Source organism: Methanobacterium congolense, from assembly GCF_900095295.1.
Classification (GTDB): Archaea; Methanobacteriota; Methanobacteria; order Methanobacteriales; family Methanobacteriaceae; genus Methanobacterium_C; species Methanobacterium_C congolense.
The window spans coordinates 1,062,778-1,079,379 of sequence record NZ_LT607756.1 but is presented as its reverse complement, the minus strand read 5'-3'; the positions used below and the strand labels follow the sequence as shown (position 1 = coordinate 1,079,379).

Sequence of the window (16,602 nt, the reverse complement as noted above, 5' to 3'; positions counted from 1 at the left end):
GTAATGGATAAATACCCCTAAAATTTAATTTATTAAAATTTTATTTAATATTTATTTCATTTCATGGAATTCAAGATTATAAAAAAAATAGTACATGAGAAATCAAGAGGTGGAAACATGATTTACATGGATCATTCAGCAACATCCCCTGTGGATCCAGAGGTTTTTGAGGCAATGAAACCATACTTCCAGGAGGAATTTGGAAATGCCTCAACACTTTACAAACTCGGAAGAGACGGTAAAAGGGCAATGGAAAATGCAAGAGCCCAGGTAGCATCAATCATAGGTGCAGAACCTAAAGACATTATATTCACAAGTGGTGGAACAGAATCTGATAACATCGCAATCAAAGGTACGGTCTACAAACTCAAAAACAAAGGTAGACACATCATCACCTCCAATATAGAACACCCTGCAGTGCATGAAACATGTAAGTACCTTGAAAAGAATGGATTTGAAGTCACATACGTCCCAGTAGGTACAGATGGACTTTTAAAGGCTTCAGATGTTGAAGCTGCAATCAGGGATGACACCATACTCATAACTGTGATGCACGCAAACAACGAAATTGGAACAATACAACCCATCGCAGAGATAGGAAAAATAGCCCATGAAAATGGAATACTCTTCCACACTGATGCAGTTCAGTCCGTTGGAAAGATTCCGGTTGATGTGAATGCTTTAAACGTGGACATGCTCTCAATATCATCACACAAGCTCTACGGACCCAAGGGTATTGGAGCCCTCTACATAAAGAAGGGTGTTCGCCTTGAACCCATAATTCACGGTGGAGGTCATGAAAGGGGGCTGAGACCAGGTACAGAGAACGTTCCAGCTATCGTAGGATTTGGAAAAGCCTGCCAGCTTGCAGAGGAAAACCTAGATGAGGAATCTGCAAGGCTCACAAGGCTCAGGGACAAACTCGTGGATGCAGTTTTAGAACAAAACGAAGAAGCTTACCTCAACGGTGACAGGGAAAAACGTCTGCCTGGAAATGCTAATTTCCGTTTCACAGGTATAGAAGGAGAATCATTGATACTTCACCTGGATTTCAAGGGAATTGCAGCATCAACTGGTTCAGCATGCTCATCAACCAAACTTGAACCATCACAGGTTCTCATGGCAATAGGGCTTGAAGAGGTGGAGGCCCACGGATCCCTGCGTATCAGTCTGGGGCGTGAAAACACAGAAGAAGATATAGATCATGCAATAACATCAATTAAGGAAGTTGTTGATACTTTAAGAAAGATGTCACCATTATGGTGTAGTAAGGGGGAATAATATGTACAGCGAAAAGGTTATGGACCATTTTCAGAACCCAAGGAACGTTGGAGAAATAGAAGATGCCGATGGTGTGGGAACTGAGGGAAACCCAACCTGCGGAGACCTCATGACCATATACATAAAGGTTGAGGACAACATCATCACTGATGTGAAGTTCAAAACCTTCGGCTGCGGTGCTGCAATAGCCACAAGCAGTATGATAACAGAGATGGCAGTTGGAAAAACCATAGAAGAAGCCCTGAAGATAACACGTAACGACGTAGCTGAGGAACTTGAGGGACTGCCACCCGTTAAGATGCACTGCTCCAACCTGGCTGCAGATGCCCTTCGCGCTGCAATTGCAGATTATAAGATGAAACAGGCTGAGAAAGAACAGGTAGAAAGTTAAATCTTTATTAAAAAGCTAAAACCTTCTTTATTTTCTTTTTTATTATTTTTCATCCAAAACTTTCTTTTTAACTTTTTTTATTTACCAAACCCATGGTATCAAACGATAACGCGTTTTTTTGGTGTATTCCTTATACCCTGGTAACTCTTTTTGTAATGTAAGGTCTTCTAATGCCGTGCGGGTAACTAACGCAATTGTTAGCATAGCACTGGGCACAAGACCCCACCATGACCCTAAAATAATGGGGACAGCTAAAAAGGAGATTATACCTGCGATATATCCGGGATGTCTTACAATTCCATAAGGACCAGTGGTAATCACTTCCTGATTTCTATCCTCTTGAATACGAACCGTGCACTCAAAATATGAATTAACATACATCGCCCAGAATGAAAAGAAATAAGAGGCTATAAACATAACTACTCCAAAACCTACAACCCATAATGGCATGATCGTCCATTCATATCTTCCTGCGTCAATTCCAGAGATAATCAAAATAGAAAAATAAAGAGGTATGTAAAGAACTGCAAATATCTTATCAAAAAGTTTACTCCCCTCTGGAACCAATTTGGCCCTTTCATTGAGCAATCCAGGATTTACTTTGAGGAGGAATCCCACATAGATTAGTTCATAGGTTAACATCAAAGTGAAAAAAAGCCATTCATTCATCCAATTGATTCTACCTGATGAAATCAGGAGTATTATTAAGCCAGCAAAAATTCCAATAAAGCCCGTAATAATACCCTTTACCCCTTGGCGATTGATTTTATTTTCAGATTGAATTGCAGTTTCTTTAACTGTATCCATGAGATAATCCTCACCTTCAAAGGCTCATTTTTAAAATTTAATTGCCTAAAAAAAATAAATTAAAAGGATCATCCGAATCTCTTTTTTAAGGCCTTTATAATGGCTATCATGTCCTCTCTAGTCATGCCTGCAAGTGCATCGTCCACATCATCCCACAACATTCCTTTGAAGTTCTCAACAAAGTCGTTTATTTCGCTCTCACTCATACAGGTTTCAACCATTACCCTCATCCTCCTTTTTATTATTTATGTTTGTTCTGGATGTGATTTATTATTTTTCGTTAATCAAATTACGAGGGAAATATTGATAATTAAGAATTTTGGTTTTTCAATTTTTGATCCTCATTTTTTTGGATTTTTTATAAATAATGAGTTACATTCACAAACATATCAATATGTTTATTAGGGAGAGGAGTTATAACCTTTTATTAAAATTTATAATTAAATCAAGTAATTTAGATTTAAATTCTATTAAAAAATTAAAAAAACCTAAAATATACGGAAATAAATACCCAAATACTTTCTCTGGAACTCAAAGGATTAATAAAGCCGTAAATCTTGAAGAATATACGATATGAGTTTTTTAACATAACAACCACTTGAGGCCCATAATTTTTACAGTGAAAAGCTTACCACAGACAAGACATGCAAATTTAATCCATTTCCTCCTTATATGGATAAAAAATGTGGTAGGTTCATGTCCCTGGACTCATCACCAGGGACTTCACATTTATTTTAAGAATACATTAAATCAAAGATTTAGATAAAATTCCAATACCTAAAAAAGATGATTTTAAACTCTAAACTGATTTTTAACTTGAATTAAAATAAAATTAAAAATAAAAAAATGTTGTTTCATCGTTAGATGAAATCAACGTTTTATCCTGGGAATCCAAAGTATTTACATGCAGCTTTGATCATTTTGAGCTCGACTGCTGCATAATTTGCTGTTGATCCATAGTCCCTTTCAACTTCAAGGGTTATGGTGCTGATACCGTAGTGATGTCCCTGGTTTCTTACCATTCCATCTTGACCAGAACCATACTCAACTGCACAGCCTGTTACACTCTTAACGTATTTGGCCCAGTTGCTCTCACCAGAATATGAAGATGTTGGTGTTGATGTTGTGGCGTATATAACTCCCTTGGTGTATGAGGTTAAACCTCCACCAGAGTGAACATCTAATATGTTGGTTATACCATGGTTTTTAGCGAATTGAACAACGTTCCATCCTGGAGTTCCCTGAACATTGGCAACCCTGTTTGGATCCACATATTTGTAGCCTGTTTTCTTCACGTATTTGTAGAGCCACTTGTAGGTCTTTTTGTAGTAGGTTTTTTTAACCCATTTGTAGTACTTCTTTCCATGGGATCTGTAAACCTTTTTGTACCATTTTGTGTAGGCCTTTTTGTACCATACCTTTTTGTATTTAACTTTTACAGTGTAGGTGTATTTCATTGGGCCGTAGTACCTTGAATTCAGTGAAGTATCCTTTGGAATTGCAAATGGAACAACGTACAAAGTTCCATTGAAGTTCTGGTTTTTGATGTACTCCAGGTACTGCATGGTTGCTATGTTGGCTTCTTCTTCATTTCCATGGATTCCAGCCCATATCAAGAGTTTTTTACCGTTACCATTTCCAAACTGAATAACAGTTGAACCTTGTTTCTCTTTTTCAAGTATTTGAGTTGAAAGAGTAGTTTTAGGTACATTAGTTGTTATTTCAGGGTTTTTACTCAGATCAGCACCAACATGGCTGTCTAATGTGGAGATGGTATAGGGTGTTGCGTTTGTGGTGTTGTTTGCTGCAAAACCTGCAGGCATCACAATCATTAACATTGCCATTAAAGCAAGAAAACCTATTATTATGGACTTCCCCTTAATATCTAAATTTTTATCGCTATTTCTAATTAAATCATCCCCCGCCTCAAGAAAGATTTTAAAATATGTAATACGTATTTATGATTTGGTGGTAGTCACTAATAATGTTTTTCTTTTGGTGGTATAAAATAAAGTTGTTTAAGTTTTTATTAAGTAAAAAAAGTATATTCCAAACTTTAAATGTAAAAAAAGAAGTGAACTATGATTTAAAAGGTATAATTATTTTATATCTCCCTGTAAACGTTGATTTCACCTTCTCTTTCATAGAATTCATTTAAACTTGGCACGATCCTCTTAAAGTGTTCTGAAGCCTTGTGGTTGTCAAGAGCAGCCATGTCTTTCCATTCCTCAATCATGGTAACAACCTCAGAATCGTTCAAATCCTTGTAGAGTCCGTAGCTGATACACCCCTCCTCTTTCAGGCTTGCTTCAATGAGTTCATTTGCACGTTCTAAAAATTCATGGATCCTATCAACCTTCATGAAGTGTTTGGCAACAACTTTTATCATGGTTCTCCTAATTGAATCCTATTGATCTGAATTTTAATATTTCTTTTGGTAAAATCAATTCATTAGGAGACTGCCTTTACCACTAGGACGATTATCAGAACCAACAGTATAATCAACCAGACGTAGGCCAATGTAAATGCTCCAATGATGAATATGGTTGCCCCAACTGGAACCATGATGATCCCGGCAATTAAAGTCCTTAAAAGTTCTCCAAAGTCCATATCATCTTTTATACGTTTTATTTGAAACTTCTAATAAAAACAAAGTTTAATAAGAATTTATTATAAAAATGGAAGATAGAAATAATTATATTCTGTCCCTGAAACTCCTCCTCTCCCTGTAACCAGACATACTCTGTTTCTCTTCACTTTTACAGAAGAATGCCGAATGCAAAACCCTGTCTTCATGGATGAGAGCTGAACCCAGAGTTTTCGGACTTTCAAAGCGGTGATCGTAGCCGTAACCAACTGATTTATGTGTCTCCTCCAGGGAGGACTTCAAATCCTCCAGAAACACGTCAACAGCTTCAGAAATATCCTCTTCACAGTTATCTTCTTTTTCATCAAGAAGGGCCTCTATGGCGTAGCTTTTCACAAGCTTCTCATGCAGGAGTTTGTAGGCTGCAGATGAGGACACTCTGTCCATACCTGCAACTTCTCCCTTTATGATAACCAGTATTCCTTTCTGATCATCCATGAGTGGGAATGCGTCCATGTATCCCTTCAGATCCTTCTCCCTTGAGCTGTAAACATCACGCATCGCCCCGGTTTCTGACATCACCATTGCCTCATGGGACAGTTCATTTATCTCGTCCCAGACCTCCCTCTGGTTGGAGCGGTAACCCTCGTGATTTCTGAGTGACTGGCACACAGATGCAGATTTGCTGCGACGAACACGGTTTGCTGCCACGTGTCCAGAATCAGCGAAACGATCCGAGGTGTAGCTCCATCTTCCATGTTCTGTGCAGCTTACAGGGATTACGGTTTCAGAACCCTCTTTCAGGAGTATGGTGGTGTTCAGGACCCTGTTCTGTTTTGCACCGACCAGTTCCTCACCGTCAAGGAGCAGAATAGGAACATCCCCCAGATTATGAACCTTTAACTCAGGAACTGTACCATGTTCATTTAATTCTGTTATAACGAGTAATTCTGAGTCCAGTGCTTCTTTCAGGGTAATGTAACCTGAATCTTCCGTACCGTTGAAGAGTGGGATCACAGACATTCCCCCGTGCACCTGGGTTTCCCCCATATCCATATCATACATATACTCAACCATTATAGCGTTCACATTATCGCCTCACATATATATTGCAACTTGTCATTAATAAATATATCTATGTTCAATAAATATTAGAATTTATAATGTTTGATATAGAATAAATGGAAGTAAAGGTGGGTTTAATGAAAAATTTCTAGGGAGTAATGAGGTGTTTTAACTGAAAAAGAACTCATAAATAAGTTTTCAAATCTCATAAAAGAAGTATTCCTAAAAGAATAAGAATTAATTTATTTAAAAAAAGTTTAAGGTATAAAAAAAGAGTTTAAGGAAAGGTATATTTCTTTCCGTGCTTTTTTTACTCAATAAGACGTGAGTATCTGGATAAATCCCTTGGCGTTTACGTTGACAATTAGAATGCCCTTTGTCTGTGTATTGTCGAATGTAAAGTTTTGTGATAGTGGACTGGTTTCATTGGCTAAATTAATGCTCTTCTCTTCAACAACACTTTTGTTGTAAGTTGCCACAATGTTTGTGTTGTTCCCAGTTAAGGTAACAGTCACTGGAACCGTGTTTAATAAGTATATGTTCACATACGAGGTATTCAAATTAGAATTGAGTCTGGTCAGATTTTCGCACTGAACCTTAACAGTGCTTGTTCCATTGGGCACTGTAATGTTCTGTGCGCCTACATAATTTGGAGATTGGCCCGATGATAATTTGTATTGATACAGTACTTTTTCATTGCTTGTGCAACCTGAGGCAAAAACAACAACCATCAATAGACATATGGCTCCTAAAACTGTTATTCCAGCTTTCAAAGAATCCCTCCTTTTATTATTACTTATTGATCTATAAAATAATTGATAAATATTTTTTCATAAAATTTTATTAAAAAACTATAAAATAAGCCCGGAAATAACTTTTTTTTACTTAAAAAACTTTCTATTTGCGCTTCAAAATAAATATATTTCCTATTGTATGACATAAAAAGAGTTAGGGATTAAACTGTATGGAGGTGAAGCAATGGAACCTGCAAAAATGAGCGGTAGCGCAATGCTAATACTGGGTATCATTATTGCAATCGTTATCTGGTTAATTCCAGCCTTTATATACATCTATGCCTGGTTAGCAGCAATATTCCTCATCATTGGTGGCCTTGTTACAATGCTGTCAGGAGGTTAACCTAATTGCTAACCGTGAAAAAAATAAGATTTTTTTCTATTTTTTAGGTATTAAACTGGATTTAATAGAAATTCTATTTTGGCCTTTGAATATTCTAAATCCAATTTATTACCAAATTTGTTACTTATCTTCATCATTCTTATCAAAGGATGTCATGAGCTGGAAATAGTGATAATATTAAATTTGAATAAATAATGAAAAATAAAGAAATAATTTAAAAAAAGTAGGTTTTAAGGGTTCTCACTCTTCAAGACCCTCTTTAACCTCGTTGAGGAATTTTGTCTGGCCAACACGTTTCATGGTTGCGGCCAGCCTTTCCCGTTGTGGTTTGTCTGCGTACCTATCGTAAACCCTGAGCACACTGTCTATGTAGGATGTTATTTCATCAACCGTTTGCACCTTGGTACTGACACCTTCAACAAGTTCTCTTCCAGCTTTACCTCCAATGTAGAGCATGAATCCGTCTTCTTTAACTTCCCTTGCACTGTGTGGGCAGGCCTTCAGGCATTTTCCGCAGCCAACGCAGATGTCGTAGTTGGTGTAGGATGTTTCTCCCCTGATGTTTATGGCCTCAACCTTGCAGACCTCCGAACATCTTCCACAGCCGTTACATTTGTCTTCGTTGGTTCGGGGGAACTCTATACCTGCAACACCTGCATCATGTATCTGGGGCCTCATGCACTTGTTTGGACAGCCACTGACTGCAATTTTGAACTTGTAAGGTGTTGGTCTTTCCCTGAATCTGTCTTCGATAATGCTACATATCTCCGTTGTGTTTATAAGTCCGCTGCCGCAGTTCTCCTTACCTGGGCAGGCGAGTGTTGCCCTTACAAGTGGTCCCTCTGAACCTGTTACAAGGCCCATGGAGTTCAGCCTTTCAACAACATCCTCAACATCAAAGCCGCTGATGCCATGAAGTTCGTAGGCTCCCCTGTTTGTGAGTTTGATCCTTGCATCGTACTTCTCTGCAACATCAAGAACCTCTTTGATTTCCTCTGTATCGTACCATCCTGCAGGTTTTGCCCGTATCCTTATGAAGTAAGTTCCGTCAGCCCTCTTTGAAACACCTGCATAGTCTGAGGCCCAGTAAAATGATATGAACTCATCATTTTCTTTTCTCCTTTGAAGTTCCCTCTGGAACCTTTTAAGCTTGAATCCCTTGAGTTTTTCCACTTCACTGGCATCAACACCTTCTTCAAGTTCCATGGCTTCCTTGATCTCTTCACCTTTCCTGGTTCTGATGACAACGGTTGAGTAGCCCTTTGGACTTCCAACGGATCCAATTGAAACATCTGCAAGCTCTGCATCGAAGTCCCTGCACATCTTACATCCAGCACAGAGTTCTATCTTCTTGAGATCTATCTTTTTCTCTTCCCCATCCACGTAGACAAGGAGTTTTCCCTTTTTAACGTTGAACTTCTCAACATCCTCCAGTTTTATGTGGTTCTCCTGCAGGATCTGCTTCAGGTTTCCGTAGTCAAATTTTTCTGTACAGAAAAGGCCTATGAGGTATTCAATTTTTGGGAGTTTCACTGGTTTGCCTGTTCTTCCAAGTTCCTCCTCGTGCTTTGCAAGGTAGGGGAAGTACTGGAGTTTACGAAGGCCGTTTATCTGACATGGGAGGGCTACTATTGCAACCCTCTCAATCCCCATTTCACCGGCTGTTTTAAGGGCTTCAAGTGTGGATATAGTGTACTTTGACTTGGAGGTTTGAGCCAGGTCATCTGCACTCTGAACTATGAGTGAAACTGGTTTCCAGTACTCATCACCAACAACTATGGCTCCATCTATTTTATCCTTTTCAAGGAGGTGTTTTAGGAAAGTTGTGACTGCTCCACCGTCCTGTCCATTGGATGATCCCCTTCCATAGTACATTTCCTCCTTGAAGTTCTCCCTTATCTTTATCTGGTACTTTCCAGAGGAGACACGTGGACAAACCTCAAAACACATCCCATGACCGTTTCTAAGGCATTCTTCGGTTAGTTCAGGTTTGCCGTCAAAGGAAAGGATGTTGTTGGGACATATCACAGCACAGGTACCGCATTTTGCGCACATGTCGCTTTCAACTATTTCATCAAGTTTCCATAGGTGTTCTAAGTTTGGGTACATTCTGGCAAGCTTTTCTGGAGTTCCCATCCTTGAGATAGCTTCCTGAACCATTTCCTCATCAACTTCAACGTTTCTCTCAAGGGCAATGGCATCTGCACTGTCCAGAATGTGAGTTTTGAGTTCTCGAGCAACTTCTTTTTGCTGATCTGGACCCATATTCTTTGTTACTTCTTTTATATAATCATCTATGTGCATCTTTCAGTCACCTTTTCCATTTTTTAGGTTGGTTTCAAATTCTTCAACTGATCCATTGATTGATTTAAAAAATTCCAACCAGTTCTCCCTGACTCCTTTACCATATTCGGTTACTGCGTAGTATTTTCTGGGTCTTGAATCCCCAGTGTCCCATCTGCTCGAGAGGAGTTCATCCTTTTCAAGACGTCTGAGAAGGGGGTATAAGGTTCCTTCTTCCACTTTTAGCCCAGAATTTTTAAGGCTCTTTGTGATCTCATAGCCGTAATGCTCTTCTTCAAGCAAACACATCAATGCTACTTGTATGGCTCCCCTCCTCATTTCCTTCTCGAACCTTTCAAAGATACTGCTCATTTTCACTATCCCCCACATACCATGTGGTACAATGACTTATGTTACACACATTACTGTGTGGCACACAGTATATAAGTTTTGTTAATGAAGATAATGAGGGAGGAGTTAAAAAATTGAGTCGTAAAAAAATTATTTCAGCCCCGAGATACTTTCGGATGATTTTAAATAAAAAAAGAGGGAAAAGGAAGGCCAAAATTCTTTATTATTTCCTTCGAATGCCAATAAATCCGCCAAGTATCATTATGAAAGATATGATTACTCCTGCTACTGGCATTCCAGTGTTTTGCATTGGGATAGTTTGTGCATTTACCTTTGATTTTGCTGATGGGTCTCCTGATCCAAGAATAGTTACAAAGGTTTGAACCCTTTGATAATCACCGGCAGTTATTTCAGCAACACCCGAGGCCCCACCAGTTCTTAAAATTGCCGTAGCAAGGCCGTTAATCCAGACTACTACAATGGTCTATTTGATTTATTCAGCATTTTATCATTCCTATTTCCAATTTTAGGTGTTTTAGTACTTAGAATTTATAAAAATGTATTAACTGATAAATCAAAGTTGTTAAAGTTAACTTTGAAAAATGAAGGTTTTTTTTACTGATCTTGTAAAATACAGTTACCATTGCAGAAAAAACCAGTACAAGTACTAAAAATAGGCAGTAATTTTAAAAAAAAATTAGTGATGTTGAATCAATGCTATTTTGACGCCGTTTGGATCTTCTATGAAGGCCAGGGTCCCCACTGTTATTGGTGTGGGTTCCATTGTGACTTTAGCACCCTTTGATTTAAGTTCTTTCACTGTGGCGTTTACGTCTTCAACATCCATCCCCACCGAAAACAGCCCAGTCTCATCCACAGGATTTTTAATGAGTTCCACCATAGTTTCTCCTTCACCTTTAAGTAGTGTGATGGTTCCTGCGGGTCCTAGATCGTATTGACTATCTACCTCGAATCCCATAACATCTCTATAGAATTTAACTGATTCATCCATATCCTTAACTATCATGGTAGTGTACTTAATTTTCATATTTTATCACCAACCAATACTTCTATTTTCATTTCCAATCTTATAAAATAGAAGCAGACTTATAAGTATAATGGAGAGCAAAGGCCCATAAGTTAAAAGTCGCAAGTGGAATTATACTAATTATGCTCAGAGTCTGTTCTGGAGATTCAAATTATGGAACGAGCTAACCTTACGTTTAATGTAAGTTAACCTACAATAAGTATTACGAATGTATTTGATGGGATTCTTTAATATAACAAGGGTAACCTTTTACTGTGTTATTGATGAGTTGATTAGATTAAAATTCAAATACTTAAACAATAAACCCAAATTAAATTTAAGATTATAGATGTAAGGCCAAAAGGCAATTATTAAGTTTATAACTGCCATGAACAGGCCGAAGTATAGGACCATAGGGGCATTTTTATATCCTTTTCCCCAGTAGTACATGCCTCCAAGTATGCCCATTAAGGGGATAAAAAATGTTACAAGGTACCAGAGGTTGCTCATTTCTTTAACAGGTTTATTTAAGGCAGTCTTTAGTTCATTTCCGCACTCAGAACAGTATTTACTCCCTTCAGGATTTTCAAATCCACATTCTGAACACTTAATCATGATCTTTTACCTCAATCATAATATTAAAGTAGTATTATAATTGTCTTTCGATAATATCATTACTGGAAGATTCAAAGTGTGGCATCAAAAATAAATCGTGCCCAAAATATATAAATTGGAAAAATCAGTGCTCAAAGCATACACATCTTTGAACAACAAGTTTTTTTTGAACAATTGCTTTTTTTTATTATATTTCCAGTAAAAATGTAAAAAAATAAGGGTTGGTTAAAAATTTAATTAATTTAAAAGCTTTTTAGATTAGGGGATCCGGTATTTTGGCGTTGGGTTTGTTTTTTAATCCTCCAATTTTTTCTAGTCTTGTTTTTAAGAATTTTTCTCCAGATTCTGTAGGTCCAAATATGGGTACAGATGTGCCGACCTTGAACACTTCCCTATCTTTACCCACTTCGTTGATGTATTTGGATGCACAGCTTGTGATAATATCTGCAGTGTCAAACAGGACTTTTGCATCTTCCTCGGACATTTCGGTTACATGGGCTGCAAATATGTAAATATTAACGTCTTCATTGTCTTTTTCGATTCCACGAAGCTTTTTAGCATCCTCTGTTGATACAACTGAAACTGCAATGTTCCTGTAACCCGTGTCAATGGCCTTTAAAACACCTTTGATCTGGTTAATTTCAGCTGTTTCAGGGTCAAGAACATTTTCAGGTCCAATAGTTTCTATGATCTGGGTAATTGGTGTTGTACTTATGAAAGCTGATATTCTACCGGCCATTCCTTGAACAAATTCAGGATCTGTTAAAATAACTGTTCCGCACCCTTCGCTGACGATAACAGCACAATCGATCATGTTTTCATCGAGTAATGTGCTCAAGGTTTCTGATACTCCAAAGGAAAGGAAATCTTTCATACGCAATTTTCTTTCAGATGTGCACATTCCAAAGTCTTTAATTCGAAATTCTATATTTTTTCGCACGGCTTCAGACGTAATATCTTTGATTCCCCTGTTTTTATCAAAAATAGGACAGTAATTGATTTTAGGTTCTCCCACCTCAACAACATTTCCCTCCCTCACCACAACCCGTGTTCTACCAAGGGCTTCAATTATATGCTCATCCATATCGTACCACCTGTAAAAAATTGATATACATACTAAGTTAAAAGACAATTTAACTCTTTTTAAAAACAAAAATTCACATTTTATGTAGGATTCAAAATTGGAACATCATCCTCCGCAAACGATTTAATGATTTTGATCCTTAAAAAAAGAAAAAAGGTAAATTGGTGTTTATTTTTTCCTTGGTGTGAATACTCCTCCAAGTACAGCGAGAATAGCCAGTACTAGTCCTGCTATTGGCATACCCGTGGTTTGCATTGGTACTGTTTTTGTTGTTGATGCAGCGTTCACTGTGTTACTATTAGAGTTGTTCTGTGATTGTACACTGATGCTGAACGGCGTTAGTGGGTCATTGTTTTGGTTGAATGTCTCTGAGGTTATCGTTGGTGTGATAGAGTAACTTCCACTTCCTAATGCTTTGACTGTGAGGTACAGGTAGGGATCTCCTACTTCTACATTGGTTAAGGTCCATGTTACTGTCCTATTTACTGGGTTGTAGGTAACTGTTCCATTGTCAACAGTTGCATTTACAAATTCTAAACCAGCTGGTACCTGGAAAGACATTATAACATTGGTTGCGTTGTCCGGTCCGCTGTTGCTGAGTTTGTAGGTTAATATGAATGTGTCACCAACAGTAGGGTGACTATTCGAGTTTGTAGTGTTCAAGTACAGATAAGAAGATGGCTGCAACGTTAACAAAGTACTATTGATAGAAGCCAAGTAGTTACTGCTTCCAGAATACTCTGCAACAACATTATAGTTACCAGCGGTCCAATTAGTTGGTATTGTCCACTGCAAAGTAGCTACTCCATTGGAAACATCAACAGTACCGATATTGGTGTTGTTCACCCTGAATGTTACCTGTCCATCAGTTACTGGGTTTCCATTAGAATCCACCAGATCTGCTGTGAAGGTCACGTTATGACCAGCATAACCACTAACACCACCCACAGTAACAGCAGTAGGGTTTGGAGTTACAGTCAAATTCGTACCATTGGTAGAAGTTAAATAATTACTGCTACCTGAATAGTCTGCAACAATAGTATAGTTACCAGCGGTCCATGTGGTTGGTATTGTCCAGTTAATGGTGGCTAAACCATTAGTTATGGTAACGGGGGTTAATGTGGTGCTGCCAATAGTGAAAGTAACAGTTCCTTCGTTGACAGGATTGCCATGGCAATCCACATTAGCTGTTAAAGTCACATTCTGACCAGCATAACTACTAACACCACCCACAGTAGTAACGGTAGGTCCTTGGTTTACTGTTAACAATGTTGAAACAGTTTGATCATCAGTATTTGCATTGAGATAATCAGTTCCTGCATGTTTTGCAGTGAACAGTGCAGTTGCAATACCATTAACCGTAGTGGCCATAGGATTGAAACTTTCCAACGTACTGGTAAATGTTACAAGTGTTCCATCTGGTATGTGACCAGTACTAGGATCGAATGCAATAACTGTAGCACCATTATAACGGTTGTTGAAGCTAACTGTGATTAAACTGCTTTGAGTATTGTTGATAGTGTTTGGTGTTGCGTTCATTGTCATGTAGAGCCATGTCGAATGATCCACACTTCTGGATATGAGGATGGTCCATACTGGATTATTAGAACCCCACCAATTGTCTTTTGCATTCACGGAACCATCAAAATTGTAAATAGCATTACCCTGTGGTGCAGTGTTATTTACAAAAGAACTGTAATGCACATTAAGAGTACCTGTATTCCAGAGAGCGATAGCGCCCCCACAACCATCAATATCTTTTGCTGCGTTATTTATGAAAGTACAATTAATTACATTGCTAGTAATCCCTCCATTATAACTGGCGATAGCACCAGCAGCACCAGTTGCGGTGTTATTTGTGAAATTACAACCATTCACAGTGGTAATAGTACCTCCATAATTGTAGAGAGCACCACCCGCAGTTGCGATGTTATTTGTGAAAGTACAACCAGTTATATTATTGATAGTGCCCATATAATTGAGGAAAGCCCCACCAAGAGATGATGCTGTGTTGTTTGTGAAAGTACATCCAATTACATTAGTAACAGTACCATCATTGTAGAGAGCACCACCAAAATCATAAGGGTAACTTCCTGTTGCTATGTTACCTGTGAAAGTACAATCACCAACAGCCAAAGTACCACTATTGTGAATGGCAGCACCATTACCTGTTGTTGTTGCGTTAGTGAATGTTAAATTGTTTATATTTACTGTTACACCACTGAGGATCTTGAATATCCAGTTGGTGCCTGTTCCGTTGATTATGGTTCCTGTTTGGCTTTGACCAATTATGCTTATATTATGGTCTATAGTTATGTTTGTGTTGCCTGTTCCATTGTAAACACCATTTGCAATGTATACGGTTCCATTTTCATCTACGCCGCTTATTCCTTGAGCTATTGTCTGGTAAGGACTGTCACTTGTTCCAGTGTTGGCGTCGTTACCTCCTGTTGCGTTAACATAAACAGTTGAAGCTGCACTGACACTTGAGGCCGTTAAAACAACACAAAGACCAATAAAAACCATCAATACTAACATTTTAGTAGTTTTTGTTTGTTTTTTCAGTTTTTCACCTCCTTCATGATTATTCGGGATATAAAATGATTATATTATCATATCCAAACCAAGATAATACATTCACAATAAATAAAAGTTTCGATTTTTATCCCCAAAATACGGATAATCCGAGCGAATAAAAACAATTTACAAAAAATATCAACCCCATAGAAGATAAACATTTAAATTAAACAGTTCCACAACATATTAACTAGAATATAAAAATAAAAACCAGTATTACTATCTAAAAACTGATAAATAAATACAAAAATATTCAATAAACATTAAAACTGTTCAAATACAACAAACCATGGTTATTCACAAAAACACAAATAGAAAAGGGAGTAGCCAAACCTTTCCCAATAAACTCCTCTGATGCCATTCTGTATGAGGCAAGTAACAGGGTTACTCTTGTTGATGCGAAAAATCAGATAACAAATTATATCGTGATAGTAATCATTGGAGGAATGTTAAACAGACATTAAGTTCAGAGAAAATGGAGTTTATATGAGAAGCAAATATTATTCATCCAACTGTGGGTTTTTAAAAAAATCATACCACACATTTAAGGTATCCTTATCATAAATACCAAGTTCAGCAAGCACATCTCTGGCAAATTCAAGAGAAGCAATTCCATTGGCGGTAATTATCCCATTATCAGAAACAGAAGGCTTGTTAACATACAAATCATTACCTTTATACTTTCCTACTAAGTTCTGAAGGTACGCTTCCCCATTACTGGTGTGTTTGACGCCCTCAAAAAATCCATGTCTGGCTAAAAAAACAGTTGTTCCGCAGATGGCTGCAACAGGCATGTCCATCTTTATGAATTTTTCAACAACAGGAACCATATCCATCACTGGATCGTTTTCCCACATTCCTCCACCGGGTAAAATAATAATAGCAGCATTATTGTAATTGATTTTATCGATGGTACAATCTGGAACTATAGAAACCCCACCCATGGTTACTATGGTGTCTTCGTTGAAACCAACTGTTTTTACAGAATAATCTCGTGATTTGTTGATTTCAGCCGCCGCTAAACCGGGTTCCCAATCAGATAAACCGTTAAATACTAATAGATATGCTGTTCTCATGTAAATGGGCCTCCATTAACATAATTAGATTAAACCTTAATTGACATCAGACATGTCCATACTTTTTATTAATAAATTTTTTAATAAATTTACGGGCAATACTATAGTTAATAAAGTCAATATTGCCATTACAACTAAAAATATACCTTGAAAGACACCTTGAAAATATGAAAGAAAAACTATTACAACTAACATAAATACGCTCACGGTTGTCAAGTAAAATAAAGGCCAATCAAAGAAATAATCATTGGCTCTTTGATATCCACAATAGGGACATTTTATATTCTTTGAACTTATCTTACGTTGACATTTGGGACAATG

General features: G+C 37.7%; 18 protein-coding genes. 4 read left to right on the top strand and 14 right to left on the bottom strand.

Annotated elements, in window-relative coordinates; genetic code table 11:
- Window positions 1-120: 120 nt before the first annotated feature.
- Both nifS and nifU read left to right on the top strand, forming a co-directional pair.
- Window positions 121-1,281: a cysteine desulfurase NifS gene (gene nifS / locus MCBB_RS05130; RefSeq protein ID WP_071908005.1), complete on the top strand. Its 1,161-nt coding sequence runs from the start codon at window positions 121-123 to the stop codon at window positions 1,279-1,281.
- Window position 1,282: 1 nt separating this feature from the next.
- Window positions 1,283-1,672 (top strand): Fe-S cluster assembly scaffold protein NifU, encoded by a 390-nt coding sequence (gene nifU / locus MCBB_RS05125; RefSeq protein WP_071906746.1) that lies wholly within the window; start codon window positions 1,283-1,285, stop codon window positions 1,670-1,672.
- A gap of 81 nt (window positions 1,673-1,753) precedes the next feature.
- Here nifU and MCBB_RS05120 read toward each other — a convergent pair whose 3' ends face one another.
- From MCBB_RS05120 to MCBB_RS05100, 7 genes are all read right to left on the bottom strand, one after another.
- On the bottom strand, window positions 1,754-2,479 hold the full coding sequence (locus MCBB_RS05120) for a methyltransferase family protein (RefSeq protein ID WP_084789822.1): 726 nt from the start codon (window positions 2,477-2,479) through the stop codon (window positions 1,754-1,756).
- A 68-nt stretch (window positions 2,480-2,547) separates the two neighbouring features.
- Window positions 2,548-2,685, bottom strand: coding sequence for a hypothetical protein (locus tag MCBB_RS12100; RefSeq protein ID WP_171899047.1), 138 nt, complete (start codon window positions 2,683-2,685; stop codon window positions 2,548-2,550).
- Between the two features lie 672 nt (window positions 2,686-3,357).
- The gene (locus MCBB_RS05115) at window positions 3,358-4,323 is read right to left on the bottom strand and encodes a M14 family metallopeptidase (RefSeq protein WP_071906745.1); all 966 of its coding nucleotides are present in this window, start codon (window positions 4,321-4,323) and stop codon (window positions 3,358-3,360) included.
- Between the two features lie 260 nt (window positions 4,324-4,583).
- Window positions 4,584-4,868, bottom strand: a complete 285-nt coding sequence (locus MCBB_RS05110) for a putative quinol monooxygenase (protein ID WP_071906744.1) — start codon at window positions 4,866-4,868, stop codon at window positions 4,584-4,586.
- 62 nt (window positions 4,869-4,930) lie between these two features.
- Complete coding sequence (locus MCBB_RS12090) at window positions 4,931-5,089, bottom strand: hypothetical protein (protein ID WP_171899091.1); 159 nt, start codon at window positions 5,087-5,089, stop codon at window positions 4,931-4,933.
- Window positions 5,090-5,174: 85 nt separating this feature from the next.
- The gene (locus MCBB_RS05105) at window positions 5,175-6,143 is read right to left on the bottom strand and encodes an ARPP-1 family domain-containing protein (protein WP_084789806.1); all 969 of its coding nucleotides are present in this window, start codon (window positions 6,141-6,143) and stop codon (window positions 5,175-5,177) included.
- A gap of 302 nt (window positions 6,144-6,445) precedes the next feature.
- Window positions 6,446-6,904, bottom strand: a complete 459-nt coding sequence (locus MCBB_RS05100; RefSeq protein WP_231916415.1) for a hypothetical protein — start codon at window positions 6,902-6,904, stop codon at window positions 6,446-6,448.
- 220 nt (window positions 6,905-7,124) lie between these two features.
- Here MCBB_RS05100 and MCBB_RS12085 point away from each other — a divergent pair, with 220 nt between their 5' ends.
- The gene (locus MCBB_RS12085; RefSeq protein ID WP_171899046.1) at window positions 7,125-7,268 is read left to right on the top strand and encodes a hypothetical protein; all 144 of its coding nucleotides are present in this window, start codon (window positions 7,125-7,127) and stop codon (window positions 7,266-7,268) included.
- 240 nt (window positions 7,269-7,508) lie between these two features.
- Here MCBB_RS12085 and MCBB_RS05095 read toward each other — a convergent pair whose 3' ends face one another.
- A complete protein-coding gene (locus tag MCBB_RS05095) occupies window positions 7,509-9,572 on the bottom strand; it encodes a Coenzyme F420 hydrogenase/dehydrogenase, beta subunit C-terminal domain (RefSeq protein ID WP_084789801.1) in 2,064 nt (687 codons plus the stop codon).
- Window positions 9,573-9,575: 3 nt separating this feature from the next.
- On the bottom strand, window positions 9,576-9,923 hold the full coding sequence (locus tag MCBB_RS05090; protein WP_071906742.1) for a PadR family transcriptional regulator: 348 nt from the start codon (window positions 9,921-9,923) through the stop codon (window positions 9,576-9,578).
- A gap of 113 nt (window positions 9,924-10,036) precedes the next feature.
- On the opposite strand from MCBB_RS05090, the gene MCBB_RS05085 reads away from it, so the two are divergent.
- Window positions 10,037-10,285, top strand: a complete 249-nt coding sequence (locus MCBB_RS05085) for a hypothetical protein (RefSeq protein WP_145976012.1) — start codon at window positions 10,037-10,039, stop codon at window positions 10,283-10,285.
- A 314-nt stretch (window positions 10,286-10,599) separates the two neighbouring features.
- Here MCBB_RS05085 and MCBB_RS05080 read toward each other — a convergent pair whose 3' ends face one another.
- The 5 genes from MCBB_RS05080 to MCBB_RS05060 all read right to left on the bottom strand — a co-directional run bounded on the left by MCBB_RS05080 (window position 10,600) and on the right by MCBB_RS05060 (window position 16,281).
- Window positions 10,600-10,950: a VOC family protein gene (locus tag MCBB_RS05080; protein WP_071906740.1), complete on the bottom strand. Its 351-nt coding sequence runs from the start codon at window positions 10,948-10,950 to the stop codon at window positions 10,600-10,602.
- A 249-nt stretch (window positions 10,951-11,199) separates the two neighbouring features.
- A complete protein-coding gene (locus tag MCBB_RS05075; RefSeq protein ID WP_071906739.1) occupies window positions 11,200-11,544 on the bottom strand; it encodes a zinc ribbon domain-containing protein in 345 nt (114 codons plus the stop codon).
- A 253-nt stretch (window positions 11,545-11,797) separates the two neighbouring features.
- Window positions 11,798-12,628, bottom strand: a complete 831-nt coding sequence (locus MCBB_RS05070; RefSeq protein WP_071906738.1) for a methanogenesis marker 8 protein — start codon at window positions 12,626-12,628, stop codon at window positions 11,798-11,800.
- A gap of 168 nt (window positions 12,629-12,796) precedes the next feature.
- Complete coding sequence (locus tag MCBB_RS05065) at window positions 12,797-15,166, bottom strand: beta strand repeat-containing protein (RefSeq protein ID WP_071906737.1); 2,370 nt, start codon at window positions 15,164-15,166, stop codon at window positions 12,797-12,799.
- A gap of 539 nt (window positions 15,167-15,705) precedes the next feature.
- Complete coding sequence (locus MCBB_RS05060) at window positions 15,706-16,281, bottom strand: type 1 glutamine amidotransferase family protein (protein WP_071906736.1); 576 nt, start codon at window positions 16,279-16,281, stop codon at window positions 15,706-15,708.
- Window positions 16,282-16,602 lie beyond the last annotated feature (321 nt).

Coding starts and splice junctions, on each gene's coding strand:
- nifU (WP_071906746.1), top strand. CDS start 1,283: ATGTACAGCGAAAAGGTTATGGACCATTTTCAGAACCCAAGGAACGTT.
- MCBB_RS05120 (WP_084789822.1), bottom strand. CDS start 2,479: ATGGATACAGTTAAAGAAACTGCAATTCAATCTGAAAATAAAATCAAT.
- MCBB_RS12100 (WP_171899047.1), bottom strand. CDS start 2,685: ATGAGTGAGAGCGAAATAAACGACTTTGTTGAGAACTTCAAAGGAATG.
- MCBB_RS05115 (WP_071906745.1), bottom strand. CDS start 4,323: ATGGCAATGTTAATGATTGTGATGCCTGCAGGTTTTGCAGCAAACAAC.
- MCBB_RS05110 (WP_071906744.1), bottom strand. CDS start 4,868: ATGATAAAAGTTGTTGCCAAACACTTCATGAAGGTTGATAGGATCCAT.
- MCBB_RS12090 (WP_171899091.1), bottom strand. CDS start 5,089: ATGGACTTTGGAGAACTTTTAAGGACTTTAATTGCCGGGATCATCATG.
- MCBB_RS05105 (WP_084789806.1), bottom strand. CDS start 6,143: ATGGTTGAGTATATGTATGATATGGATATGGGGGAAACCCAGGTGCAC.
- MCBB_RS12085 (WP_171899046.1), top strand. CDS start 7,125: ATGAGCGGTAGCGCAATGCTAATACTGGGTATCATTATTGCAATCGTT.
- MCBB_RS05095 (WP_084789801.1), bottom strand. CDS start 9,572: ATGCACATAGATGATTATATAAAAGAAGTAACAAAGAATATGGGTCCA.
- MCBB_RS05090 (WP_071906742.1), bottom strand. CDS start 9,923: ATGAGCAGTATCTTTGAAAGGTTCGAGAAGGAAATGAGGAGGGGAGCC.
- MCBB_RS05080 (WP_071906740.1), bottom strand. CDS start 10,950: ATGAAAATTAAGTACACTACCATGATAGTTAAGGATATGGATGAATCA.
- MCBB_RS05075 (WP_071906739.1), bottom strand. CDS start 11,544: ATGATTAAGTGTTCAGAATGTGGATTTGAAAATCCTGAAGGGAGTAAA.
- MCBB_RS05070 (WP_071906738.1), bottom strand. CDS start 12,628: ATGGATGAGCATATAATTGAAGCCCTTGGTAGAACACGGGTTGTGGTG.
- MCBB_RS05065 (WP_071906737.1), bottom strand. CDS start 15,166: ATGTTAGTATTGATGGTTTTTATTGGTCTTTGTGTTGTTTTAACGGCC.
- MCBB_RS05060 (WP_071906736.1), bottom strand. CDS start 16,281: ATGAGAACAGCATATCTATTAGTATTTAACGGTTTATCTGATTGGGAA.